This is a genomic window from Pseudomonas sp. HMSC063H08, from assembly GCF_001813645.1.
In the GTDB taxonomy this organism is placed as follows: domain Bacteria; phylum Pseudomonadota; class Gammaproteobacteria; order Pseudomonadales; family Pseudomonadaceae; genus Pseudomonas; species Pseudomonas aeruginosa.
Genome location: NZ_KV813476.1, coordinates 89,207 through 113,652 on the forward strand (window position 1 = coordinate 89,207; position 24,446 = coordinate 113,652).

The 24,446-nt window shown below is 67.5% G+C and carries 25 protein-coding genes; 7 read left to right on the forward strand and 18 right to left on the reverse strand.

The window, feature by feature from the left end; translation table 11 throughout:
* The 4 genes from livH to HMPREF2924_RS19635 form a co-directional block, all read left to right on the forward strand.
* Window positions 1-812, forward strand: an 812-nt coding sequence (gene livH / locus HMPREF2924_RS19620; RefSeq protein WP_049289542.1) for a high-affinity branched-chain amino acid ABC transporter permease LivH, incomplete at its 5' end; no start/stop codon positions are given.
* Complete coding sequence (locus tag HMPREF2924_RS19625) at window positions 809-2,062, forward strand: high-affinity branched-chain amino acid ABC transporter permease LivM (protein ID WP_003082131.1); 1,254 nt, start codon at window positions 809-811, stop codon at window positions 2,060-2,062. The genes livH and HMPREF2924_RS19625, both read left to right, overlap by 4 nt.
* Window positions 2,059-2,826 carry a high-affinity branched-chain amino acid ABC transporter ATP-binding protein LivG gene (gene livG, locus HMPREF2924_RS19630; RefSeq protein WP_003082125.1) on the forward strand — a complete coding sequence of 256 codons (768 nt, stop codon included), beginning with the start codon at window positions 2,059-2,061 and terminating at the stop codon, window positions 2,824-2,826. Before HMPREF2924_RS19625 ends, livG begins: the two co-directional genes overlap by 4 nt.
* Before the next feature lie 2 nt (window positions 2,827-2,828).
* Window positions 2,829-3,530: an ABC transporter ATP-binding protein gene (locus HMPREF2924_RS19635; protein WP_003133983.1), complete on the forward strand. Its 702-nt coding sequence runs from the start codon at window positions 2,829-2,831 to the stop codon at window positions 3,528-3,530.
* A 76-nt stretch (window positions 3,531-3,606) separates the two neighbouring features.
* On the opposite strand, the gene HMPREF2924_RS19640 is transcribed toward HMPREF2924_RS19635, so the two are convergent.
* From HMPREF2924_RS19640 to HMPREF2924_RS19650, 3 genes are all read right to left on the reverse strand, one after another.
* Window positions 3,607-5,901: a tetratricopeptide repeat protein gene (locus HMPREF2924_RS19640; protein WP_003133985.1), complete on the reverse strand. Its 2,295-nt coding sequence runs from the start codon at window positions 5,899-5,901 to the stop codon at window positions 3,607-3,609.
* Window positions 5,902-5,937: 36 nt separating this feature from the next.
* Entirely contained in the window at window positions 5,938-7,848 is a 1,911-nt protein-coding gene (locus HMPREF2924_RS19645; RefSeq protein ID WP_003133986.1) for an ATP-binding protein, read from the reverse strand.
* A gap of 98 nt (window positions 7,849-7,946) precedes the next feature.
* The gene (locus HMPREF2924_RS19650) at window positions 7,947-8,861 is read right to left on the reverse strand and encodes a LysR family transcriptional regulator (RefSeq protein WP_003133988.1); all 915 of its coding nucleotides are present in this window, start codon (window positions 8,859-8,861) and stop codon (window positions 7,947-7,949) included.
* A 105-nt stretch (window positions 8,862-8,966) separates the two neighbouring features.
* Between HMPREF2924_RS19650 and HMPREF2924_RS19655 the strand changes: the two genes are divergently transcribed.
* Window positions 8,967-9,566, forward strand: a complete 600-nt coding sequence (locus tag HMPREF2924_RS19655) for a short chain dehydrogenase (RefSeq protein ID WP_003108693.1) — start codon at window positions 8,967-8,969, stop codon at window positions 9,564-9,566.
* 10 nt (window positions 9,567-9,576) lie between these two features.
* Here the strand turns inward: HMPREF2924_RS19655 and HMPREF2924_RS19660 are convergent, their stop codons facing one another.
* On the reverse strand, window positions 9,577-9,975 hold the full coding sequence (locus tag HMPREF2924_RS19660) for a DUF488 domain-containing protein (RefSeq protein WP_003086382.1): 399 nt from the start codon (window positions 9,973-9,975) through the stop codon (window positions 9,577-9,579).
* A 94-nt stretch (window positions 9,976-10,069) separates the two neighbouring features.
* On the opposite strand from HMPREF2924_RS19660, the gene HMPREF2924_RS19665 reads away from it, so the two are divergent.
* On the forward strand, window positions 10,070-10,735 hold the full coding sequence (locus HMPREF2924_RS19665) for a COG3650 family protein (RefSeq protein WP_003082099.1): 666 nt from the start codon (window positions 10,070-10,072) through the stop codon (window positions 10,733-10,735).
* Window positions 10,736-10,763: 28 nt separating this feature from the next.
* Here the strand turns inward: HMPREF2924_RS19665 and HMPREF2924_RS19670 are convergent, their stop codons facing one another.
* From HMPREF2924_RS19670 to HMPREF2924_RS19720, 11 genes are all read right to left on the reverse strand, one after another.
* Window positions 10,764-11,015 (reverse strand): hypothetical protein, encoded by a 252-nt coding sequence (locus tag HMPREF2924_RS19670; protein WP_003082096.1) that lies wholly within the window; start codon window positions 11,013-11,015, stop codon window positions 10,764-10,766.
* Window positions 11,012-11,533: a GNAT family N-acetyltransferase gene (locus HMPREF2924_RS19675; RefSeq protein ID WP_003086379.1), complete on the reverse strand. Its 522-nt coding sequence runs from the start codon at window positions 11,531-11,533 to the stop codon at window positions 11,012-11,014. The genes HMPREF2924_RS19670 and HMPREF2924_RS19675 overlap by 4 nt, the downstream gene beginning before the upstream one ends.
* Before the next feature lie 10 nt (window positions 11,534-11,543).
* Complete coding sequence (locus HMPREF2924_RS19680; RefSeq protein WP_003086377.1) at window positions 11,544-12,641, reverse strand: PLP-dependent cysteine synthase family protein; 1,098 nt, start codon at window positions 12,639-12,641, stop codon at window positions 11,544-11,546.
* A gap of 10 nt (window positions 12,642-12,651) precedes the next feature.
* Window positions 12,652-13,557 (reverse strand): DMT family transporter, encoded by a 906-nt coding sequence (locus HMPREF2924_RS19685; protein WP_003134004.1) that lies wholly within the window; start codon window positions 13,555-13,557, stop codon window positions 12,652-12,654.
* Between the two features lie 113 nt (window positions 13,558-13,670).
* Window positions 13,671-14,018: a Na+/H+ antiporter subunit G gene (locus HMPREF2924_RS19690; RefSeq protein ID WP_003086373.1), complete on the reverse strand. Its 348-nt coding sequence runs from the start codon at window positions 14,016-14,018 to the stop codon at window positions 13,671-13,673.
* Window positions 14,015-14,284 carry a K+/H+ antiporter subunit F gene (locus tag HMPREF2924_RS19695; protein WP_003082079.1) on the reverse strand — a complete coding sequence of 90 codons (270 nt, stop codon included), beginning with the start codon at window positions 14,282-14,284 and terminating at the stop codon, window positions 14,015-14,017. The genes HMPREF2924_RS19690 and HMPREF2924_RS19695 overlap by 4 nt, the downstream gene beginning before the upstream one ends.
* A complete protein-coding gene (locus tag HMPREF2924_RS19700; protein WP_003134007.1) occupies window positions 14,269-14,793 on the reverse strand; it encodes a Na+/H+ antiporter subunit E in 525 nt (174 codons plus the stop codon). Before HMPREF2924_RS19700 ends, HMPREF2924_RS19695 begins: the two co-directional genes overlap by 16 nt.
* Complete coding sequence (locus tag HMPREF2924_RS19705; RefSeq protein ID WP_003086369.1) at window positions 14,790-16,289, reverse strand: monovalent cation/H+ antiporter subunit D; 1,500 nt, start codon at window positions 16,287-16,289, stop codon at window positions 14,790-14,792. The genes HMPREF2924_RS19700 and HMPREF2924_RS19705 overlap by 4 nt, the downstream gene beginning before the upstream one ends.
* Window positions 16,286-16,624, reverse strand: a complete 339-nt coding sequence (locus HMPREF2924_RS19710) for a Na+/H+ antiporter subunit C (protein ID WP_003082068.1) — start codon at window positions 16,622-16,624, stop codon at window positions 16,286-16,288. The genes HMPREF2924_RS19705 and HMPREF2924_RS19710 overlap by 4 nt, the downstream gene beginning before the upstream one ends.
* On the reverse strand, window positions 16,624-19,425 hold the full coding sequence (locus tag HMPREF2924_RS19715; RefSeq protein WP_003108684.1) for a monovalent cation/H+ antiporter subunit A: 2,802 nt from the start codon (window positions 19,423-19,425) through the stop codon (window positions 16,624-16,626). The genes HMPREF2924_RS19710 and HMPREF2924_RS19715 overlap by 1 nt, the downstream gene beginning before the upstream one ends.
* A 328-nt stretch (window positions 19,426-19,753) precedes the next feature.
* The gene (locus HMPREF2924_RS19720; RefSeq protein ID WP_003082056.1) at window positions 19,754-20,218 is read right to left on the reverse strand and encodes an outer membrane lipoprotein; all 465 of its coding nucleotides are present in this window, start codon (window positions 20,216-20,218) and stop codon (window positions 19,754-19,756) included.
* 187 nt (window positions 20,219-20,405) lie between these two features.
* Here HMPREF2924_RS19720 and HMPREF2924_RS19725 point away from each other — a divergent pair, with 187 nt between their 5' ends.
* On the forward strand, window positions 20,406-20,648 hold the full coding sequence (locus tag HMPREF2924_RS19725) for a hypothetical protein (RefSeq protein WP_003082053.1): 243 nt from the start codon (window positions 20,406-20,408) through the stop codon (window positions 20,646-20,648).
* Here HMPREF2924_RS19725 and HMPREF2924_RS19730 read toward each other — a convergent pair.
* From HMPREF2924_RS19730 to HMPREF2924_RS19740, 3 genes are all read right to left on the reverse strand, one after another.
* On the reverse strand, window positions 20,627-21,772 hold the full coding sequence (locus tag HMPREF2924_RS19730) for a glycerate kinase (RefSeq protein ID WP_003134009.1): 1,146 nt from the start codon (window positions 21,770-21,772) through the stop codon (window positions 20,627-20,629). The two genes, HMPREF2924_RS19725 and HMPREF2924_RS19730, sit on opposite strands and share 22 nt — an antisense overlap.
* A 41-nt stretch (window positions 21,773-21,813) precedes the next feature.
* Window positions 21,814-23,172 (reverse strand): GntP family permease, encoded by a 1,359-nt coding sequence (locus tag HMPREF2924_RS19735; protein WP_003086363.1) that lies wholly within the window; start codon window positions 23,170-23,172, stop codon window positions 21,814-21,816.
* Window positions 23,173-23,331: 159 nt separating this feature from the next.
* Window positions 23,332-24,444, reverse strand: a complete 1,113-nt coding sequence (locus tag HMPREF2924_RS19740; protein ID WP_003112517.1) for a CdaR family transcriptional regulator — start codon at window positions 24,442-24,444, stop codon at window positions 23,332-23,334.
* Window positions 24,445-24,446: the final 2 nt, after the last annotated feature.

Here is a 24,446-nt window from a genome sequence, read left to right on the forward strand (position 1 = left end):
TCAACTTCGCCCACGGCGAGGTGTACATGATCGGCTCGTACATCGCCTTCATCGCCATCACCCTGCTGGCGATGATGGGGCTGGACAGCGTTCCGCTGATGATGCTCGCCGCGTTCGCCGCCAGCATCATCGTCACCAGTGCCTTCGGCTACAGCATCGAGCGGGTCGCCTACCGCCCGTTGCGCGGCGGCAACCGCCTGATCCCGCTGATCTCCGCGATCGGCATGTCGATCTTCCTGCAGAACGCCGTGATGCTCTCGCAGGACTCCAAGGAAAAGGCCATCCCGACCCTGCTGCCCGGCAACTTCGTGTTCGGCGAAAGCAGCATGAACGGCGTGGTGATCTCCTATATGCAGATCCTGATCTTCGTCGTCACCTTCCTGGTGATGTTCGGCCTCACCCTGTTCATCTCCCGCTCCCGCCTGGGCCGCGCCTGCCGCGCCTGCGCCGAGGACCTGAAGATGACCAACCTGCTGGGTATCAACAGCAACAACATCATCGCCCTCACCTTCGTCATCGGCGCCGCCCTGGCCGCCGTCGCCGCGGTGCTGCTGGGCATGCAGTACGGCGTGATCAACCCCGGAATCGGCTTCCTCGCCGGGATCAAGGCGTTCACCGCCGCGGTGCTCGGCGGCATCGGCAGCATCCCCGGGGCCATGCTCGGCGGCCTGCTGCTGGGCGTCGCCGAAGCCTTCGGCGCCGACGTGTTCGGCGACCAGTACAAGGACGTGGTGGCCTTCGGCCTGCTGATCCTGGTGCTGCTGTTCCGACCTACCGGCATCCTCGGTCGTCCGGAGGTGGAAAAAGTATGAGCCAGTCCCTCAAGCGCGCGCTGTTCAGCGCCCTCCTCGTGATCCTGGTGTCCTATCCGATCCTCGGCCTGAAGCTGCGCACCGTCGGCATCAAGCTCGAGGTCCTCGGCGCCGATGCGCAGACCCTCTGGACCATCGCCGCGGCCGCCCTGGCCATGTTCGTCTGGCAGCTGTTCCGCGACCGCATCCCGCTCAAGCTGGGTCGCGGCGTCGGCTACAAGGTCAACGGCAGCGGCCTGAAGAACTTCCTCAGCCTGCCGTCGACCCAGCGCTGGGCGGTACTCGCCCTGGTCGTGGTGGCTTTCGTCTGGCCGTTCTTCGCCTCGCGCGGGGCGGTGGACATCGCCACCCTGATCCTGATCTACGTGATGCTCGGCATCGGCCTGAACATCGTGGTCGGCCTGGCCGGCCTGCTCGACCTCGGCTACGTCGGCTTCTACGCGGTGGGTGCCTACACCTACGCGCTGCTCGCCGAGTACGCCGGGTTCGGCTTCTGGACCGCCCTGCCGATCGCCGGGATGATGGCCGCGCTGTTCGGTTTCCTCCTCGGTTTCCCGGTGCTGCGCCTGCGCGGCGACTACCTGGCGATCGTGACCCTCGGCTTCGGCGAGATCATCCGCATCCTGCTGCGCAACATGACCGAGATCACCGGCGGCCCCAACGGCATCGGCTCGATCCCCAAGCCGACCCTGTTCGGCCTGACCTTCGAACGCCGCGCGCCGGAAGGCATGCAGACCTTCCACGAGTTCTTCGGCATCGCCTACAACACCAACTACAAGGTCATCCTGCTCTACGTGGTGGCCCTGCTGCTGGTGCTGCTGGCCCTGTTCGTGATCAACCGGCTGATGCGCATGCCGATCGGTCGCGCCTGGGAAGCGCTGCGCGAGGACGAAGTGGCCTGCCGCGCTCTCGGTCTCAACCCGACCATCGTCAAGCTCTCCGCCTTCACCATCGGCGCCAGCTTCGCCGGTTTCGCCGGCAGCTTCTTCGCCGCCCGCCAGGGCCTGGTGACGCCTGAGTCCTTCACCTTCATCGAGTCGGCGATGATCCTTGCGATCGTCGTGCTCGGCGGCATGGGTTCGCAGCTCGGCGTGATCCTCGCCGCGGTGGTGATGGTGCTGCTCCAGGAAATGCGCGGGTTCAACGAATACCGCATGCTGATCTTCGGCCTGACCATGATCGTGATGATGATCTGGCGTCCCCAGGGACTGCTGCCGATGCAACGCCCGCACCTGGAGCTGAAGCCATGAGCCGACCGATTCTCGAAGTGAGCGGCCTGACCATGCGCTTCGGCGGCCTGCTGGCCGTCAACGGCGTCAACCTGAAGGTCGAGGAAAAGCAGGTGGTCTCGATGATCGGCCCGAACGGCGCCGGCAAGACCACCGTGTTCAACTGCCTGACCGGCTTCTACCAGCCCACCGGCGGCCTGATCCGCCTCGACGGCGAGGAGATCCAGGGCCTGCCCGGTCACAAGATCGCTCGCAAGGGCGTGGTGCGGACCTTCCAGAACGTCCGCCTGTTCAAGGAAATGACCGCGGTGGAGAACCTGCTGGTCGCCCAGCACCGCCACCTCAACACCAACTTCCTCGCCGGCCTGTTCAAGACCCCGGCATTCCGCCGCAGCGAGCGCGAGGCCATGGAGTACGCCGCGCACTGGCTGGAGGAAGTCAACCTTACCGAGTTCGCCAACCGCAGCGCCGGTACCCTCGCCTACGGCCAGCAGCGACGCCTGGAGATCGCCCGCTGCATGATGACCCGCCCGCGGATCCTCATGCTCGACGAGCCGGCCGCCGGCCTCAACCCGAAGGAGACCGACGACCTCAAGGCGCTGATCGCCAAGCTGCGCAGCGAGCACAACGTGACGGTATTGCTGATCGAGCACGACATGAAGCTGGTGATGAGCATTTCCGACCATATCGTGGTGATCAACCAGGGCGCCCCCCTGGCCGACGGGACGCCGGAGCAGATCCGCGACAACCCGGACGTGATCAAGGCTTATCTGGGGGAAGCGTGAGCATGCTGAGTTTCGACAAGGTTTCCACCTACTACGGCAAGATCCAGGCGCTGCACGACGTCAGCGTGGAAGTGAAGAAGGGCGAGATCGTCACCCTGATCGGCGCCAACGGCGCCGGCAAGTCGACCCTGCTGATGACGCTCTGCGGCTCGCCGCAGGCGGCCAGCGGCAGCATCCGCTACGAAGGCGAGGAACTGGTCGGCCTGCCCTCCGCCACCATCATGCGCAAGAGCATCGCGGTGGTCCCGGAAGGCCGCCGGGTCTTCTCCCGCCTGACGGTGGAAGAAAACCTGGCGATGGGCGGCTTCTTCACCGACAAGGACGACTACCAGGTGCAGATGGACAAGGTGCTGGAACTCTTCCCGCGCCTGAAGGAACGCTACGAACAGCGCGCCGGGACCATGTCCGGCGGCGAACAGCAGATGCTCGCCATCGGCCGCGCGCTGATGAGCAAGCCAAAGCTGTTGCTGTTGGACGAACCTTCGCTCGGCCTGGCGCCGATCATCATCCAGCAGATCTTCGAGATCATCGAGCAGCTGCGTCGCGAAGGCGTCACCGTGTTCCTCGTCGAGCAGAACGCCAACCAGGCGTTGAAGCTCGCCGATCGCGCCTACGTGCTGGAGAACGGCCGGATCGTCATGCACGACACCGGCGCCGCCCTGCTGACCAACCCGAAGGTGCGCGACGCCTACCTCGGCGGCTGAGCACCGTCCCGCCGGAGACTTCAGCGCATACGAAAACGGCCCTCACGGGCCGTTTTTTTATGCCGAGGCGTACCGGCTACAGGCCGTAGCGCTCGATAGCGTCCAGGTGCGGCTGGGTGTCGACCTCCGCCGCTTCCGCCAGGCGCAGCCAGCACATGCGGTGCGGCCATTGCCCGGTGGCCTCCTGCAACGCCTGGTGCAGGTCGCGCGGCGCCTGCTGCGCAGGTGTCGCGACGGTGAAGTAGATCGCCCGCAGTTCCTCGCCGCTGCTGGCATCGGTGACCTGGTAGTCGCGGTTGCTGTGCACCCAGACCTTCCAGCCGCGCGCGTCGAGCGTTTCGCGGAAGGCGTCGAAGGCCTCGTCGCCCGGATAGACGCCGTCCACCAGCCAGCTCGGCGAGTAACCACCGCTCTCGAGGACGTGCACCACCGCATAGGTGGGAACGAAACGCTTGCGTTCCTCCTCGTCTTCCGGAGCCGGATAGATCAGGCCGGCGTCGAACACCACCCAGTCACCGACCCGCTGGCTGCGGTTGCCCGGCGCGTTCTCGAGGACCCGCGCGGTCACCGGGCCGGTGCGCCGGGCGTAGTAGTCGAGCGCTTCGCCATCCTCGATGTAGCGGACGATCACCCAGCCCCAGTCTTCCTCGATCGGTCCGTCGCCGGCGGCGAACTCCATGCCCATGCCGGCGGCGACCTCGCGCAGCATCGTCCAGTCGCGCGCGGCGCTGGCGGCGGTCATCTGGTCCCACTGCACCGACTGCGGCTCCTCCAGCTTGCCGGCCAGACGCTGGTAGGCCAGCGCCGCCTCGGCGAAGCGATCCTGCTCCATCAGCGCCTTACCCAGCAGGCTGTGGGCTCCCAGCGAGCCGGGAGAAATTTCCAGCACCGATTGGCAGGCGCGCTCCAGCTCCGGCCAGTCGTTGAGTTTCTCGGCCAGCTTGACTTCGCTCCACAGCGCGATCAGCGGCACGCTGTCGGCGTAGAGCCGGCCGAGGCGCTTGACCTGGTCGTACTCGCCGCGGGCCAGCAAGGCATTGAGCAGGTAGTAGGCCAGTTGCTGCTCCTCGTCGGTGTGGCGCTCGACGTACTCCCAGAGCAGGTCGATGGCCTCGTCGTCGGCGGAGCAGGCCTGTAGCGCCGAGGCGGCCACTTCGCGCAAGGCGGTGTCGTCGGGCCGCTCGGCCAGCGCCTGGAGCAGCCACTGCACTTCTTTCTCCGGGTTGCGCGGCGCGTCTTCGCTGCCCTGCGCAGCCAGCCAGTCGAGCAACTCCGCAGCCGGCACCGGCAGCTCCTGCTGCTGCGGCGCGGCATCGATCTCCTCCCTCAACCCGGCGAGCAACTGGCTGGCGCCCCGATCGCGCTGCAACTGTTGAGCATGCTGTTCGGCCAGCGCCAGGTGGCGCCTGGCGCTCCATACCGAACCGCGTTGCAACGCGAGGCGGATGGCCTGGCTGGCAACATCGATGACCACCCGGTGCGCGCCCTTCTGCGAGTAGTGTTCGAGCATCTGCTGCAGGCGCCCGCCGAAGTCCCAGGTGTTGCGCTCAGGGGTCCGTTGCAGCAGCAGGTAGACCGCGCGCAGCCAGATCGTACGGTAGCGCGGGGCAATCTCGGAGAACGGCAGCAGCGCCTCCAGGGCCTCCTCGTCGCGCCCCAGCAACGCCAGGCCGTGGGCCTTGTACAGACGCCGCGGCTGGCTGATGTTGTTCCACTCCGCGCCCTCGACCTTCTCCTCCATCTCGCCGATCAGGGCCAGCGCCTGTTCCGCGCGCCCCAGGTTCAGCAGGATCGCCACGCGCATCTCCAGGAGGCTGTCGAATACCTCCTCGCCGGCGGCGAGGATCTTCTTCTCCTGTTCGGCCAGGAAGGCCAGGGCATCTTCGCCGCGCCCGTCGTCGAGCAGCGCCTCGGCCTTCTCGTTGCTCAGGCAGTGGAAGCAGGCCCAGGTCGGGTCGATCCGCGCCAGGGTCTCGTCGCACACCTCGATGCGTTCCTCCACCCAGCCCGGGCCGTCGACGTTGGCGTAGCACGACGCCAGGTCCTGGGTCACGCAGACCGACTGCGGGCAGGTCTGGGTGTCGTCGCGGTTGGCCAGTTCGAACAGGGAAACGGCGTCGGCCAGGGCGGTCTCACCCTCCAGCTGGTTGCCGACCCGGTTACGCATCTCCCAGTGGCGGACGAAGATTTCCAGCCACGGGTTGTTCAACGTCCGGCTCAGCGCCTTGACCTCCGGCAACAGCGCCTCGGCGCGCTCCACCTCGAGGTCGCAGACGTACGCGGTGAGTTCGTCGATCAGCCGCGCACTCTGCTCCTGGCCGGCCTCACGCAGGTCGGCGCGAAGCTTCTCCACCCAGTTCCAGATATCCATATGCTTCAGTCTCCATCAGGCGTGTTGCGAATTTTCTTATTGCCCCAGCAGGCGCTTCACCGAATCGGCGAGTCCGGCCAGGGCCTGGTTCAGCGAGGTCGCGGGCTGGCCGCGTCCCTGTCCGGCGATGATCACCTTGAACGAGCGCAACAGCAGCGCCGCATGGGCCGCTTCGCCGCGTTCCTCGCCGACGGCCGCGAGCAGCGCCTGCACCGCCGGATTGTCGAGGTTGACGTAGAGCCGGCTCGGCTGGCGATTGTCGAGCCTGCGGGTGAACTGCCGGGCCAGGCGCAACGCCGCGGTGGAAATACGCTTGTCGGCCTCGTCGTCCTCCAGTCGCCGCTTGAGTTCGGCGTCGCGGTCGGGCACCACCACAAGCGGCAATTCCTCGGGGCTGAAGCGGGCGATCACCAGTTGCTCCTCGGCGCCGCCCAGGTGTTCGGCCAGCCAGCCGGTCTCGCGCTCGGGCAGTCGGTCGAGGCGGAACAACTGGCGGTTGCCCTGCTCGGTGCCCAGCTCCACCAGGCGCATCCCCTTGGCCTGCGCCCAGCGACGGAGGAAGGGTACCACCGCATAGCGATTGCCATGGGCCACCGGTACGCCCATGGCACGGAACAGCATTTCCTCGAAGCCGCTGTCGTTGTCCAGCAGCACATGCACCGCTCCGCGCGAAAGGAGTTCGGAAGCCGGGAGGTCGCCCTGGGAGGTGGGTACGCGCAGGCTGTCCATCATCAGCGCGAACAGACGCTCGTCGCACAACGCCGCTCCCAGCAGGGCCTCGTTGTGCCGCAGCAGGACCCGCCGCCAGGCCTCCGGCTGCTGCCGCGCCACCTCGCCGAGCCCGGCGATCAGCGCCTCGGCCAGCGCATGCTGGATCGCCGCGTAATGGTCGTCACGCTGCAGGTCCTCGCGGCTGGCGGTGGGCGTCAGGCGGTTCGACTCGATCACCCCGCCGACGAACCCGGCCCAGGACGGCAGCAGGTCGCGGGCGTCATCGTCGAGCAGCATGCCGCGGAGGAAAACCGAGAGATTGCGGTTGTCGCTGGTGCCATAGGTGCCGCCGTCCTGGATCCACAGCAGACCCTGCACGTCGACCCGCTCGTCCGGGCGCACCGGCAGGCAGCAGATCGGTTCGAAGTCATGTTCGAAACGCGCGGCGAACTCCAGGTCGCGGCGCTGCCGTTGCAGCGGGTGCAGCGCGGCGTCGGCGGCCAGCCGCCACGGCGGCGGCTCCGGGTTGATCGGCTGGGCGTCGCCGCCGACGTGGATCGGCTCGCGCAACAGCACGCAGTAGCGTTCAAGGATCTCGCGCAGGCGCGCGGCCTGGGTCAGCGCACTGTATTCGTCCTGCAGTTCGAGGGTGATCTCGGTGCCTACCGGGCGCGCCGGCATCGGCGTCACGCTGTATTGCTCGGCGTTGCTGGAGACGTAGCAGAAGCCCAGCTCCGGCTGCTGGTAGGACGTGGTCCGCACGCTGACCCGGCGGGCCAGGACGAAAGCGGAGAGGAAGCCCAGGCCGAACATGCCGATCAGCCCGCTGTCCTCGTGGCCGGACTGGCGCAGTCCGCGGGTGTAGCCGACGCCGACGGTGGCCAGGTAGGCGTGGATTTCGTGTTCGGTGAGGCCGGCGCCGGTGTCGACGATGCGCACGGTGTTGCTGGCGCTGTCGCCGATCACCTCGATTCGCGACGGCCCTTGCCAGTCGGGCTGCTCCAGGCGGCGACGGAGGATCGAGTCGTGGGCGTTCTGCACCAGCTCGCGCAACGCCACGGTGGGCGTGGAATAGAGGTGCTTGCTGAGCACCGACATCACGCCGTTGAGGTCGACTCCAGCGCGACGGATCTGGGGAGTGTTCGATTGCGGAAAGCTGCTTTGCATGTCCCTATCCAAGCGTTCGATGAATGGCGTCCGCTCGCGCGCGAGCGGTCCGGTGCGGGATTCTGCCACGTTCCGTCACGTTCCTTGTGCAACGGCGTGCCCGCGATGAGCTTCAGGCCGCACGGAAGCGGCCCGGAGTGCAATAGAGCCGCGTCGCGGCGAAATGTTCAACCCTCCAGGCCGATCAATTGTCGCCGGCTGCGCTCGAACCAGTCGAGCAGGTAATCGGCGAGCACCTGGGTGCGCCGCGGCAGGCCGCCCTGGAACGGATGGACGAGGAACATCGGCGTGCTGCGCGTCTGGTAGTCGCGCAGCAACCAGGCCAGGCGGCCGTCGCCCAGTTCGTCGTGGACCATGTATGACGGCAGCCGGGCGATGCCGGTGCCGGCCAGCGCGGCCTTCTTCAACAGGCTGTAGTGGTTGCTGGCGAGAAAGCCGGAAACCCGTACCCGCTCCAGCCGATGGCGGCGGTGATAGAGCCACTCCTCATGGCCGCTGTAGTGCGAGTTCAGCAGGCACTCGCGCTCGGCCAGCTCGGCCGGGCGTTGCGGCTCGCCATGTCGCGCCAGGTAGGCGGGACTGGCGCAGGTGATTTCCTGCAGGACGAACAGCGGCCGCGCCACCAGCCGGGCGTCCTGCTCGACCCCAGAGCGGATCGCCAGGTCGAAGCCCTCGCCAACCAGGTCGCGCAGGCCGTTGTACAGGTCCAGCTCGACGCGCAGCCGCGGATGGCGCTCCTGGAAGTCCTCCAGCAGCGCGTCGAACAGGGTCTCGCCCAGCGAGACCGGGAGGGTCACCCGCACCCGTCCTTCCGCTCGCTCCTGCAGGCGCGCCACCGCCTGCCGCGCGCGCTCGGCCTGCACCAGCAAGGCCTGCGCCTCGGGCAGCAGCGCGGCGCCGGCGGCGGTCAGCGAAAGACGGCGGGTGGTGCGGTGCAAGAGGGTCACGCCGAGCTTCTGCTCGAGGACGCCAATGCGCTTCGACAGTTGGCCCTTGCTGCAACCGAGGCGCTCGGCGGCGCGGGTGAAACTGCCCAGGTCGTGGAGTACGGCGAAGGCGGCGAGATCGTCCAGGTCCTTCACGATTGTTTCCCTATGAAAACGGTAGGTTGTCGATTGACAGGATTATCCACAGCAAAGGCGACTCTACACTGGAAACCACTCACCTTCACGCAACGAGAGGCCTGTATGAAAATCATCCTGATCGGCGCCAGCGGCACCCTTGGCAAGGGCATCGACAAAGAACTCGGCGAGCGCCACGAGATCGTCCGGGTAGGCCACAGCAGCGGCGATTTCCAGGTCGACATCAGCGACGCGGACTCCATTCGCGCCCTGTTCGAGAAGACCGGTCGCTTCGACGCGCTGGTCGCCGCGGTCGGCAAGGTGCACTTCGGCGCCCTGGAGGAAATGGGCGAGGCGCAATACCAGCTCGGCCTGCGCGACAAGCTGATGGGCCAGGTCAACCTGGTACTGCTCGGCCGCGAGTACGCCAACGACGGGGGCTCCTTCACCCTCACCAGCGGCGTGCTCGCCGAGCAGCCGATCCGCTTCGGCAGTTCGGCGAGCATGGTCAACTGCGCCGTCGAGGGCTTCGTCCGCGGCGCAGCCCTGGAGTTGCCGCGCGGCCTGCGCATCAACGCCGTCAGCCCGACCGTGGTCAGCGAGGCGCTGCCCGGCTACGCGCCCTACTTCCGCGGCTTCAAGCCGGTTCCGGCGGCGGACGCCGCGCTGGGCTACGCACGCAGCGTGGAAGGCGCGCAGACCGGCCAGGTGTACCGCATCTGGTAAGCGATATTTCTCAGGAGAGGCGGTCGGCGTAGCAGGTCGGCGAACTGCCCGGCTGCTGGCGGTCCAGCTCTTCCTCGAGGAACTCGGCCAGCACCACGGCATTGTTGTGCTGCTGGTCGTGGGCGCCGTAGAGCAGCGTCAGGGTGCCCTCGCGAGCGCAGTCGAGCAGGCCCCACCAATGTTCCGGGTGCGCCTGCAACTCGGCGCGGTAGTGTTCACGGAAGCTGTCGAAGAGTGCCGGATCGTGGCAGAACTGCTTGCGCACCTCGTTGGAGGGCGCGACCTCCTTCAGCCAGTCGTCCATGGCCAGGGCTTCCTTGCGGATGCCGCGCGGCCACAGCCGGTCCACCAGTACGCGCCGGCCATCGGCGGGCGACGCCGGTTCGTATACACGCTTGCATTGGATCATCGATCGACTCCCTGGTTGCGATGAAGTCCGATCCGGACTTGAGCTAGGCCCGGACGCTCGGTAACGTGGGCGCATTTTCGATGGAGTCTTCCCTATGCGCCCTGCCCGTCTGCTGGTCTACAGCCTGCTCCCCTTGTTCGCCGCCTGCCAGGTGTGGAAGCCCGAATCGCCGAGCACCAGTGTAGACACCCGCTTCCAGGGCGAACTGGTGAAGATCAACGGCGCGCTGCAATTCCGCCCCTGCACCGAGAAGCGCCTGTTCAGCATCGAGGACGTGGCCAATACCGGCCTGCGCCGCGAAGCCGACAGCCTGTTCGACGACGGCGCCCAGGGCCTGTTCGTCGACCTGCGCGGCACCATGGGACCGGCCAAGGTCCGCGGTACCGACGGCAAGCTGGAGGTCAGCCGACTGTACCGCGTGCAGAACGAGGGCCCCGGCTGCGACGACCCGAACTTCAAGCTGCTGACCTTCGCCGCCAACGGCAACGAACCCTTCTGGAGCGCCAGGGTGAACAACCAGGGCCTGCGCCTGGACCGCCCCGAACACGAGACCCTGGCCTTGCCTTACGTCGCCGAGGAACTGCCGAACGGCAGCACCAGCTATTCCAGCGAGGCGAACGGCAAGAAGGTCGAACTGTGGATCGCCCCGTCGTCCTGCACCGACAGCATGAGCGGTGCCTTCAGCAGCTACTCCGCCGAACTGCGCATCGATGGCGAGACGCTGCGCGGCTGCGCCTATCCGGGCGCACTGGGCAAGTGAAGCGAGGGGCCGCGCGACGGCCCTTTCCCTACAAGAGCAATCCGGCCTGCTCCAGGCGCCGCCGCAGCGCCGTCAGGCCGCCCTCGTACTCCCAGTAGGCGACGCGCCCGTGGGAGGCGCTGACCAGCAGGTATTTCTCGCTGATCGACTGGATCCGTTCGATGCGCAGCAGTTTCTCGACGAAGCGTTCCTCGCCGATCTGCTCGACGATTTCCCGGTTGTCCGCGTCGTAGCCGTGGACCATGAAGGCGGCGCGCACCTTGAGGCGGATGAAACTCATCGCACGGCTCTGCGCTGGAGGGAAAGATTGCGATGGCACACCGTCGAGCGCCCCGAGCCGTTCGGCCGCCGCGCCGGATCGGCGTAGGTCTCCAGCTCGACGAAGCCGGCCTTGCGCATCATTCCCGCCGACGCCAGGTTCTCTTCGTGACGATCGATATAGACATCCTCGATGCCTTCGTCGGCCAGTTGGGCCAGCACCGCCTCCAGCAACGCGCTGCCGAGCCCCTGGCCGGCCGCCGCCGGATGCACTACCGCCTCGCAGATGTAGGCCCGCGGCGCATCGGCACGCTGCGGCTGGTAATGGGCGAAATCCTCGGTGCGGCGGAAGCTGGCGAACCCCAGCAGCCGATCGTCGCGCTCGGCCAGGACGGCCCGTACCTCGCCGTCGGCGATGGCTCGCAGATGCGCACGCACCCCCTCCTCCGGCAGATGGTTCCAGGGATTCGGCCCGTGGCTCAGCAGCAGGTCGGTCATGGCCTCGATATCGCCGGTTTCGGCAGCTCGCAAACGGTGCATATCCACTCCTTCAAAGTCCAACCACCAGCAGCCCGTCGGGCAACGCCACGCCGCGCTCGACGCAGGCAGCCAGCGCCTCGACCAGGGGTTCCAGCGCATAGCCCTGCCTGGCCAGCCAGACCGGATCATAATAGGTGGTCGCATAGCGTTCGCCGCCATCGCAGAGAATCGCCACCAGCGACCCCTTCTCGCCGGCCGCGACCATTTGCCGTGCGGCCACCAGGGCGCCGATCAGGTTGGTTCCGCTGGAGCCGCCGACCCGCCGCCCCAGGCGCCGGGCCAGGTAATGCATGGCCGCCAGCGACCAGGCGTCCGGCACCTTGACCATCGCGTCGATCACTTCCGGCAGGAAGGACGCCTCGACCCGCGGCCGGCCGATGCCCTCGATCCGCGAACCGCAATCCAGGGTCAGGCCACGGTCGCCGCTGACATAGGCGTCGAAGAACACCGAACGCTCGGCGTCGGCGCAGAGTACCCGGGTGCAGTGCTGGCGATAGCGCACGTAGCGGCCGAGGGTCGCCAGGGTGCCGCCGGTACCGGGGCTGGAGATCAGCCAGGTCGGGGTCGGGTACGGCTCGTGGCGCATCTGCTGGAAGATCGATTCGGCGATGTTGTTGTTCGCCCGCCAGTCGGTGGCGCGCTCGGCATAGGTGAACTGGTCCATGAAATGGCCACCGCTCTCCCGCGCCAGGCGTTCGGACTCGGCGTAGATCTGGGTGGGGTCCTCCACCAGGTGGCTCTGGCCGCCGTAGAAGGCGATCTGGGCGATCTTTTCCTTCGAGGTGCTGGCCGGCATCACGGCGATGAAGGGCAGGCCCAGCAGGCGTGCGAAATAGGCTTCGGAAATCGCCGTGGAGCCGCTTGATGCCTCGATCACCGGCGCGGCCGGCCTGAGCCAGCCGTTGCACAGCGCATAGAGGAACAGCGAGCGCGCCAGGCGATGCTTGAGGCTGCCGGTGGGGTGGCTGGACTCGTCCTTGAAGTACAGTTCGACGCCAGGCAGGCCGGGAGTCTCCAGAGGGATCAAATGGGTATCGGCGCTGCGCTGGAAATCCGCTTCGATGATGCGGATCGCCTCGCGGGCCCATTGGCGTTGGTCGACGGTCATGGAAACTCCTTCAGTTCAGGACGCCGGCCGGAGGCGGCGGCGGAGCGCTGCGCCACTGGCTGATGGCGACGCCGATGAAGACCAGGCCGGCAGCGAGCATCTGCGGGCCGTTGAGGGTTTCGCCGAGGAACAGCGAGGCGAATACCAGGGTGAAGACCGGGATCAGGTTGATGAAGCCCGAGGCCTGGCTGGCCGGCAGTCGACCGACGCCGAAGTTGTACAGGCCGTAGGCGCCCACCGTGACCACCACGCCGAGATACACCACCGCCTGGATCCCCAGCGCGCTGGGCTGGCTCGGCAGGTCGGCGCTGGCCAGCGCCAGCGGCAGGAAGAACAACGTGCCGACGAAGGCCTGCATGGCGGTCAGGGCGAATGCCGAGTAGCGCGCCGACAGGTGCTTCAGCAACAGGGTATAGCCGGTGGCGCAGAGCATCGCGAGAAGTTCGAAGAAGTTGCCCAGCAGCGGCTGCGGCGCGTGCAGGTCGGGCTCGCCGGCGAGGCTCAGCCAGATCGAACCGAGCACCGCCAGGCCGAAGCCGATCCAGGTCATCCGGCCGATCCGTTCGTGCAGCAGCAACCAGGCCCCCACCGCCACCAGCAACGGCAGCAGCGCGGTGATCATCCCGGCCTGGGCCGCGCTGGTGTATTGCAGGGCGAAGGATTCGCAGAGGAAGTACAGGCAGGGTTCGCAGACGGCCAGGCCGAGCAGGTACTTCCAGTCGCCCGGGCGGTAGTCGATGCGTCCCCGCCAGCGCCAGGCGACGAGGAACACCAGGCTGCCGAGGGCCATGCGACCGAAGATCACCCAGAGCGGCGGCAGTTCGCGGAAAGCGACCTTCAGCACCACGTACGAACTGCCCCACAGCGCCATCGCCAGGATCAGGCAGGCCAGGGCGAACCAGCGCGTCCGAGTCAAGGGAATCTCCACCACGGGCGCCGTCGCGGCGCCGGAAAAAGGACTCCCAGTATAGGCAGCCGGCTAGCCGCGCCGACAGGCACAGAAAGCGGGCAAAACTGTTGCGCCGTGCCTCACTGCTCCCAGGGCTTGCCGCGAGTCTTCTTCTCCAGCGGCAACTGCTGCAGCACCGCGGCCTTGGCCAGCATGTAGGCGCTGACCGGAGCGCTGATGAAGAGGAACAGGCTGATCAGCAGCTCATGCAGGCTGATGCCCGCCTGGCGGTTGGAGAAATAGATCAGCGAGGCGACGATCACCCCGCCGACCCCGAGGGTGGTGGCCTTGGTCGGCCCGTGCAGGCGCATGAAGAAGTCCGGCAGGCGGTACAGGCCGATCGCGCCGATCAGGACGAAGGCGCTGCCCAGCAGGAGGAACGCCGAGACGAGGATTTCCACCCACAGGCTCAGGGGTTCGCCAGTCATTCGATGATGTCTCCGCGCAGCATGTATTTGGCCACCGCCACCGTACCGACGAAACCGAGCACCGCGATCAGCAGCGCCGCCTCGAAGAACAGGTCGCTGTCGCGCCAGATGCCGTACAGCACCAGCAGGGCGATGGCGTTCACGTAGAGGGTGTCCAGCGCCAGAGCCCGGTCCGGCAGGCACGGCCCCTTGACCAGGCGCGCCAGGGTCAGCAACAGGGCCAGGCCGAGCAGCGCCAGGCACAGCGGGATCACGTAAGCGAGCATGGGAAGATCTCCTTCAGCGGCGCTTCGTAGCGTTGCTTGATCTCGGCGATCAGCGCCGCCTTGTCCGGCACGTCGAGGCCGTGCACCAGCAGGGTCTTGCGGTCGTCGCTGAGGTCCGACGACACCGACCCCGGGGTCAGCGAGACGATGCTCACCAGCACGCTGATGGCGAGGTCGTTCTCCAGCTCGATCGGCACCTCGACGAAGGCCGGACGCAAGCGCTCGATCGGTCCGAGGGTCAGGCGGGCAACCTGGACATTGGCGACGAGGATGTCCCACATCACCAGCACCAGCAGCTTCAACAGCAGCAACGGATGCCACTCCTGGCTGCGCCCGACCAGCAGGCGGTTGGTCAGCAGCGGAATGCACACGCCGAGGAAGGCGCCGAGCAGCCAGTGGCCGATGGCGAAGGAATCCACCAGCAGCAACCAGACCAGCAACAGCAGGACACTAAGCACGGGATGAGGCAATACGCGAAGAAGCGGACGCGGCAACGAACGGCTGATCATGCGGCACCTCCGCGGGTGATGATCTGGCGATACAGGTCGAGGTCGTGCAACTGCGCCGCGGTGGCCTGGACGTAGGCCAGCAGTGGCTTCGCAGCGAACACCAGCAACGGGCCGGCGGAGAGCAACAGGATGCAGGCGAACAAGCGGCCGTGGTCCAGTTCGGCGCTACCGAGCACGGTATGCCCGGTACGCCAGAACAGTGTGCTGCCGGCCCGGCTCAACGCCACCAGCGCCACCAGGCCACTGCCCAGTACCACGCTCCACAGGGCCAGCGCCTGGCTGCCGGGAGCGACCGACTGCAAAAGCATGATCTTGCCGAAGAACCCCGACAATGGCGGCAGACCGGCGACGGCGATGGCACCGATGAAGAAGGCCCCGCCGAGCAACCGAGGGTTCTGCAACGCCGGGCCCTGGACCAGGTCGCCGGCCTTGTCGCCGCGCTGGCGGGCGACCAGGTCGGCGAGCAGGAACAGGCCACCGGCGATCCAGGTACTGTGCAGCAGGTAGTACAGCGACGCCGCCAGCGCCCGCTCGCTGCCCAACGCCACGCCAGCCAGGAGGGTTCCGGCGGAGACCACCACCAGGTAGGCCAGCAGGCCTTGCAGGGTCCGCGCCGCCAAGGCACCGATCGCGCCCAGGCCGAGGGTCGCCAGGGCCAGCGGCCAGAGCCAGGCCTGCGCCAGGTTGGCCAGCTCGCCGGCGGCCTCACCGAAGACCAGCGTGTAGACCCGCAGGATCGAATAGATGCCGACCTTGGTCATGATCGCGAACAGCGCCGCCACCGGCGCGCTGGCCGCGGCATAGGCGCGCGGCAGCCAGAAGTACAGCGGCAACAGCGCCGCCTTCAGGGCGAACACCACCAGCAGCAGGAGCCCGGCTGCCGCCAGCAGCGGCGCGCGCTCGGCATCGGCCATGGCGATCTTCTGCGCCATGTCGGCCATGTTCAGGGTGCCGGTGAGGCCATACAGGGTACCCACGGCGATCAGGAAGAACGCCGAGCCGACCAGGTTGAGGATCACGTAGTGCAGGCCCGAGCGCACCCGCTCCGCGCCGCCGCCATGCAGGAGCAGCGCGTAGGAGGCGATCAGGAGTATCTCGAAGAACACGAACAGGTTGAACAGGTCGCCGGTCAGGAAGGCGCCGTTGATACCGAGCAGCTGGAACTGGAACAACGCGTGGAAATGCTTGCCCAGGCGGTCGTCGCCACGCAGCGCGTAGATCAGCGCGGCGCTGCCGAGCACCGCGGTGGCCAGCAGCATCAGGGCGGCGAGACGATCGAGCATGAGCACGATGCCGAACGGCGCCGCCCAGTTGCCCAGGGCATAGACGCTCAGGTCGCCGCTGGCGGCCGTGCGCATCAGCAACAGGCTCAATGGGATCAGCGCCAGCGCCGCGAGCAACGACAGGCCGCGCCGCCAGCGCTCGGCCAGCGGCAACAGCAACAGGCTGCCGGCAAACAGGGGGAGCAGGATCGGCAGGATCAGCCAATGGCTCATGGGCGCGGCTCCTCCTCGTCCGGGCGTCCATCTACGTGGTCGCTGCCGAGGTCGCCGAGGCCACGCAGGGCCAGGACCACGACGAAGGCGGTCATGGCGAAGCCGATGACGATGGCGGTCAGCACCAGCGCCTGCGGCAGCGGGTCGCCATACTCGCCGGGAGTGCCGATCACCGCGACGCTGCCGCCGAGCCGGCCCATGGCGAACAGGAACAGGTTGACCGCGTAGGAGATCAGCGTGAGACCGAGCACCACCGGGAAAGTCCTCGCCCGCAGCAGCAGGTAGACGCCGCTGGCGGTGAGCAGGCCGAGGGTGATGGCGAACAGGGCTTCCATCAGAGCGCCTCCTCTTGTGCGACGGGTTCAGGCATCAGGCTGAGCTTGCCGAGGTAGGACAGGATCAGCAGCGCGGCACCGACCACGGTGAGGTACACGCCGAGGTCGAACAGCATCGCCGTGGCCAGCTCGATCTCGCCGATCAGCGGCAACTCGAAGTGGCCGAACGCGGAAGTCAGGAACGGATAGCCGAACAGCCAGCTGCCAAGCCCGGTGAGCCCGGCGATCAGCACTCCGGCGCCAGCCATGGCCGCATAGTTCAGCGGCAGGCGCTGCTCGACCCACTGCGAGCCGCTGGCGATGTACTGCAGCACCAGGGCGATGGCAGTCACCAGGCCGGCGATGAAGCCTCCGCCCGGCAGGTTGTGGCCGCGCAGGAAGATGAACACCGAGATCAGCAACGCCAGCGGCAGCAGCACCCGCGACAGGGTTTCCAGGATCAGCGGGTGCTTGGCGTGGGCCCAGTTGCGCCCCTGCGGGTCGCAGGTCGGCTTGTGCAGGGCGAAACCGGCGAGCATCGCGTAGATGCCGACGCCGGCGATCGCCAGCACGCTGATCTCGCCGAGGGTATCGAAACCACGGAAGTCCACCAGGATGACGTTGACCACGTTGTAGCCGCCGCCCCCGGAGACGCTGTTCTCGACGAAGAATCCGGCGATGCTCTCGTAGGGCCGGGTCAGCACCGCGTAGGCCAGCAGCGCCACCAGCATGCCGACCCCGCCGGCCAGCGCCACGTCGCGCAAGCCGCGCAGGCTGGAGGACTCCGCCGGAGTGCGCGAGGGCAGGAAATACAGCGCCAGCATCAGCAGGACCATGGTCACCACTTCCACCGACAGTTGGGTCAGCGCCAGGTCCGGGGCCGAGAAGCGAGCGAAGGCCAGGGCCACCAGCAGGCCGGCGACGCTGAGGATCAATAGCGCGACCAGGCGCATGCGATGGAACAGCGCCGTGGCCAGGCCGCTGAAGGCCAGCACCAGCATGCCCAGGGCGGTGATACCGTCCAGCGGGGTCAGCCCGCGCGAGCCGGTCAGCCTCGCCAGCGGCGCCAGCTCGACCGCCACCACGACCAGCGCCGCGCCCAGCAGCCAGGCCAGGTAGCGCTGCAGCGACCCGTTCTCCAGCCAGGCGGTCAGGCGCGCGGCCAGGGCCACCACACGTTGCACCTGCTGCTCGAAGACCAGCTTGGCGTCCACCTCCGGCAATCCGGCATACCAGTTGAACAGCGGCTTGCGCAGGACATAGACCAGCACACCGCCAACCAGCGCCACCACGCTCATCAGCAATGGCAGGTTGAAACCGTGCCAGATCGCCAGGCTGTATTCCGGCAGTTGCCCGCCAAGGCTGGCACTGGCGGCGGCGGCCAGCAGCGGCGCCACGGTGTAGGCCGGCAGCATGCCGACCAACAGGCAGAGGAACACCAGGATTTCCACCGGTACCTTCATGTAGCGCGGCGGCTCGTGGGGCGGGAACTTCGGCAACCGGGCCGGCTCGCCGTTGAAGAACACGTCGTGGATGAAACGCAGCGAATAGGCCACCGAGAACACCCCGGCCAGGGTCGCCACCGCCGGCACCAGCCAGTTGAAGCTGCCCAGCAGGTTCTGGCTGAGGGTTTCGCCGAAGAACATCTCCTTGCTGAGGAAGCCGTTCAGCAGCGGCACCCCGGCCATCGCCAGGGAGGCGACGATGGCCAGCACCGCGGTATGCGGCAGGTACTTCCACATCCCGTTGATCAGGCGCATGTCGCGACTGCCGGTCTCGTGGTCGATGATCCCGGCGGCCATGAACAGCGAGGCCTTGAAGGTCGCGTGGTTGATGATGTGGAACACCGCGGCGACGTTCGACAGCGGGGAGTCGAGGCCGAACAGCAGGGTGATCAGGCCCAGGTGGCTGATCGTCGAGTAGGCCAGCAGCCCCTTCAGGTCATGCTGGAACAGTGCCATGCCGGCGCCCAGCAACAGCGTTACCAGGCCGCTCAGGCTGACCAGGTAGAAGAACCACTCGGTGCCGGCCAGCGCCGGATACAGCCGGGCCAGCAGGAACACGCCGGCCTTGACCATGGTCGCCGAGTGCAGGTACGCGGAAACCGGGGTCGGCGCCGCCATCGCGTGGGGCAGCCAGAAATGGAAGGGGAACTGCGCCGACTTGGTGAACACGCCGAGCAGGATCAGGATCAGTACCAGCGGATACAGGGCGTGGGCGCGGATCAGCTCGCCAGCCGCGAGGACCTCGGTGAGTTCGAAGCTGCCGGCGATGTGGCCGAGCAGCAGCACCCCGGCCAGCAGCGCCAGGCCGCCCCCTCCGGTAACGGTCAGGGCCATCCTCGCACCCTTGCGGGCGTCGGAACGGCTGCCCCAGAAGCCGATGAGCAGGAACGAGGACAGGCTGGTCAGCTCCCAGAAGAGCATCATCAGCAAGAGATTTTCCGCGAGCACCACGCCGAGCATGGAGCCCATGAACAGCAGCAGGAAAGCGAAGAAACGCCCCATCGGCTCCTGTTCGGAGAGGTAGTAGCGGGCGTAGAGGATCACCAGCAGGCCGATGCCGAGGATCAGCAGGGCGAAGAGGAAACCGAGGCCGTCCAGGCGCAGGCTGAGGTTGATGCCGATTTCCGGCAGCCAGGAATAGCTGGCGGTCAGGGTCTGCCCGGCGAACACCGTGCCGCGCTGCCCGAGCAACAGGACCAGGCCGATCAGCGGCGCCACGCCGGCGGACGCCGCGCACAAGGTGCGGCCGCCACGCTCGGCGAGCAGGGGCAACAACGCCCCCATGAACGGCAGCGCGATGATCAGCGCCAGAATCATGGGCTACTCCTCTTCGGTGGCGGAGCCCCCGGCATGCCTGGCCGGCGGTGCTTCCCCGCGGTTGTCGGTGCGCGGCCGGATCGCCAGCAGCTCGAAGCCCCGCCCGCCACCGGCAGGCGCGGCGCAACGGAGCTGCGATTATCGCAATCTATCGAACGAACGTCATGGATTGAATTATTACAAAATTCAGGCGTTCCGACTGCCGGAAAGCCGAAAAAAACTCTGCAACGGCAACGACTTGAAGCTTAGCAAGACAACCCCGGCAATGGCTCGGCGACACAACGAAAACGGCCGGCGAAGTGCCGGCCGTGGGACAACGAGGGAAGAATCAGTGAGCGACGCGGCTGGTGCCGTTGACGGTCAGGATGCGCACGCGCTCGCCGACGCGGAAGATCTGGCCCTGGTCGACCTGCTGGACGTAGGCGCGGGTGCTGCCGTCGTCTTCGCGCACGGTGATCTCGACGCCCTGGGTGCGCGTCAGGCCTTCTTCGGTAGCCGCGCCCAGCAGGCCGCCAGCGACCGCGCCGATGATGGCCGCGACGTAGCTGCCCTTGCCGCCGCCCACCGCGCTGCCGGCGACACCGCCGACTCCGGCACCGGCGATGGAACCGATCGGGGTCTTGGTGCCTTCGATCTTGACCGGGCGCAAGGCCTGGATGGTGCCCATGCGTACAGTCTGCACGGTACGGGCTTCCTCACGGCTGTAGGTATCGCCGGTGAGGCTGGATTGGCAGCCGCCAAGAGCCAGGGCCATGGCGGTGAAGGAAGCAACGATCAAGGCAGACTTGCGCATAACGGCATCTCCGAAAGGGATAACTGACGAATATTAGACTCTCCCGCAGCCGCTCCTGTCACCTGGCCGGCGCGAGATAATCGAATCGATTCAGCAATGGTACAGGTTCGTTCAGTTTCGACCGAACCCTCCCGCTTTCATCGGCGGGACCGATCGGCTAGGGTGAGCGCCCGCAGAAGGAACAGCCATGGACTATTTCATCATCGTCGTCACCACCGCCGCCGGCCTGTATTTCCACTGGTGGATCTACTGGCGCATCCGCCGCTGGATGGACCGCGACCTGGCGCTGTCATTCGCCGGCGACGACCCGCAAAAGCGTGACTATCTGTTACAGCGGCTGGCCGAGGCCAAGGCCAGCAAGGTGAAGCGGCGCGACCTGCCGGCCTGGCTGGAGCGCGCCGCCGCCGACTACCCTTCCCGCGAAGCCTGAGCCAGGCGCCAGAGCCGGGCGATCTGCTCGGCGCGCGCCTCCAGTTCCGCCGCCGCTCCGGCACAGGCCTGCTCCAGGCTGATCGGTCCCGGCGCCAGGCTGAACGCCGCATCGATGCCGGCGTCGTGCAGGCGCTGGTAGCCGTCGCCCAGGCTGCCGGCCAGGGCTACCACGGGAACGCCGGCCTGGCGCGCGATCCGCGCCACGCCCACCGGGGTCTTGCCGTGCAGGCTCTGCGCATCCAGGCGGCCCTCGCCGGTCAGCACCAGGTCGGCACCGACCAGCGCATCGGCCAGCCCGGCCAGCTCCGCCACCAGTTCGATGCCTGGGCGGAAACGCGCGCGGAGGAATGCCCTCGCGGCGAAACCCAGGCCGCCGGCGGCGCCGACGCCCGGCACCCGGCTGAAGTCCTCGCCAAGGGTCGCCGCGACCACCTTGGCGAAGTGCGCCAGGGCGGCATCCAGTTGCGCCACCTGTTCGACGCTGGCGCCCTTCTGCGGACCGAACACCGCCGACGCGCCGCGCGGCCCGCATAGCGGGTTGTCGACATCCGCGGCGACTTCCACCGCGACATCCACCAGGCGCGGATCCAGCCCGCCCAGGTCGAGACTGTGCAGGCCAGCCAGCGCGGCGCCGCCGGGCGCCAGTTCCTCGCCGTCGGCAGCCAGGAAACGCACGCCGAGCGCGCCCAGCAGGCCGGCACCGGCATCGTTGGTAGCGCTGCCGCCGAGGCCGAGGATGATCTTCCGCGCCCCGGCGTCCAGCGCCGCACGGATCAGCTCGCCAGTGCCACGGCTGCTGCTGCGCGTGGCGTCGCGGCGGTCGCGCGGGACCAGGTGCAAGCCGCTGGCGGAAGCCATTTCGATCACTGCGGTGGCGTCGTCCAGCCAGCCCCAGTGCGCCAGGGTCGGCTCACCGAGCGGGCCTTCGACCCGGCATTCGCGACGTTCGCCGGCGGTGGCGGCGAGTACCGCATCGACCGTGCCTTCGCCGCCGTCCGCCAGTGGCCGCAGCAACACCTCGGCCTGCGGGAAGACTCGCCGCCAACCGCGGGCGATAGCCTCGGCGACGTCGGGCGCGGACAGGCTTTCCTTGAACGAATCAGGAGCAATCACGATTTTCATCAGTCACCTCACAGGGCCGGGAGTCCCCGGCCCCGCTTCAATCAGAGCAGCACAAGGCTGAGCAGCCATACCGCGAGCATACCGGCGATACCCTGGACCAGGGTCGCCAGGGTCTGGGCGCGATAGGCAGTGGATACGGTCATGCGGCTGAACTGGGTGACCACCCAGAAGAAGCTGTCATTGGCGTGGGACACCGTCATCGCCCCGGCACCGATCGCCATGACCGTCAGCACCCGGCCCATCTCGCTGTCCAGGCCGAGCTGCGGCAGCAGCGGAGCGACCAGCGCCGAGGTGGTGACCAGCGCCACGGTGGTCGAGCCCTGTGCGGTCTTCAGCGCGGCCGCCACCACGAACGGCATGAACAGGCCGATGCCCAACGCGGACAGGGTGCTGCCCAGGTAGTCGCCGAGCGGAGTGATCTTCAGCATCGCACCGAAGGCGCCGCCGGCGCCGGTGATCAGCAGGATCGGCGCGGCCGACTGGATGCCTTCCACCACGCGCTCATGGAACTCCTCGCGCTTGCTCTGGCCCTTGAGCAGGGTGCAGGCCAGGGCCAGGCCGACCAGCAGGGCGATCACCGGTTGACCGAGGAAGTTCAGGCAGGCGAACAGTACGCCCTCGCCCAGCGGCTTGCTCGGGAATACCGCGACCGAGCCAAGGCAGATCAACAGGATCGGTACGAAGATCGGCGCGAACGCCTGGGTCGCGCTGGGCAGCTTGCCGTAGCGGGCACGCAGCTCGCTGAAATCCTCTTCGGTCTGGACGACCTGGCCGTCGTCGACCAGGGGAATGTCCTTGCCGACGAAGCGATTGGCCCACCACATGCCGGCCATCGCGGTGACGAAGGCGACCACCAGGCCGACCACGATCACCAGGCCAAGGCTGGCGTCCAGGCCGAGGTTGCCGGCCGCGGCGATCGGTCCCGGGGTCGGCGGCACGAAGGTGTGGGTGGCGTAGAGACCGGTGGCCAGGGCCACGCTCATGGCGATGGTGGATATCTTCATCCGCGCCGCCAGGGCGTTCTTCAGCGAGTTGAGGATGACGAAGCCGGAATCGCAGAACACCGGGATCGACACCAGGTAGCCGATGATCGACATGGTCAGGGTCGGGAAGCGTTCGCCGAGCAGGCGGATCACGCTTTCCGCCATGGTGATCGCCGCACCGCTGCGCTCGAGGATCACCCCGATGATGGTGCCGAGCACGATGACGATGCCGATGTAGCCGAGGATGCTGCCGAAGCCGCCGGTAACGGTCTTGACGATTTCCGCCGTGGGTACCTGGTAGGCGAAGCCGGCGATCAGCGCGGCCGCCAGCAGGGCGAGGAACGGGTGCAGCTTGAGTCGCGTGGTGGACAGGACGATAAAGGCGATCAACGCCAGCAGGATCAGGACCAGGGTCATGAGCCGCCTCCTTGTTGTTATGGGTGTGGGATGGGCGCCCAGGGGCGGGTCATTTTCGCTCCGTCGGGACCGGACACGCCTTGTGCAACGGCCAGAGGAAGACGGCGCTGGAAGGGGAACATTTTGTGCGACTGCACAGTGAATCGATTGATCCGCCCGTTACCCGCGGCGCGGAACGAGCAATTGCAGCCCCAGCAACAATTGCTGGCGGTGCTCCAGGCGAGCGAGATCGAGCCCGCTGATCGAAGCGATGCGCTCCAGTCGGTAGCGCAGGCTGTTGCGATGGATTCCCAGCGCCTGGGCACAGGCCTGGGCGTGCCCGTCATGGGCGCACCAGGACTCCAGGGTAGCGGCCAGCGAACCTTGCGGATCGTGGTCGAGCAACCGCTGCAAGGGCGCCAGCAGCTGCCGCACCTGCCAACTGTCGCGCTGGCTGAACAGCAGGCTGGCGAGGCGGTGTCCGTCCAGGGTCACGACCCGCCGACCGGGCAACCGGCTGCGCGCATAGTCCAGCAGGTCGCGCGCGGCGCAGGCCGAGGCGCGCAGCTCGGCCAGGTCATGCGCCGGGTCGCCGGCACACAGGCGCGCCACGCCCCAGCCGCGCGCGTCGGCGCGCTCCAGCCAGTGCTCGAGCGTATCTGCGTGGGCTACCGGCCGGCACCAGAACACCAGGCGCTCGCCCAGCGCCGCGCTCCAGTGCTCCGCCCGGCCGCCGAGTGCCGCCAGCAGGCGAGCCTGGCAAGGCAGCGGATCGGCATGCTCGGGCAGCTCCAGGAAGACCGCCTGGCGCGGCCAGTGCATGGCCAGCCCCAGGTGTTCGGCATCGGCCGCCAGCGCCCCGAGGCCGTGGCCGGGATCGAGCAACTGGCGCAGCCAGGCTTCGTGACGCTGGCGTTGCCAGTGTCGCTCGTCCTGCATCTGGCGCTGTTCCATGAGCATTTCCGCTGCCATCCGCACCAGCTCGGCATAGGGCCGGACCACCTCCGGCGCGCCGGTGATGCCGAGCACGCCGACCAGCCGCTCGGCGTGCAGCAACGGCAGGTTCACCCCTGGCCGCACCCCGCGCAGGCAGGCGGCGGCCTGCTCGTCGATTTCCACCACCCGCCGGTTGGCCAGCACCAGTTGCGCCCCTTCGTGGCGGGTATGCAGGCGCGATGGATCGCCGCTGCCGATGATCATGCCCTGGGCATCCATCACATTGATGTTGTGCGGCAGGATGGCCATCGCCCGATCGACGATGTGCTGCGCCAGCGTCGAATCCAGTTCGAACATGG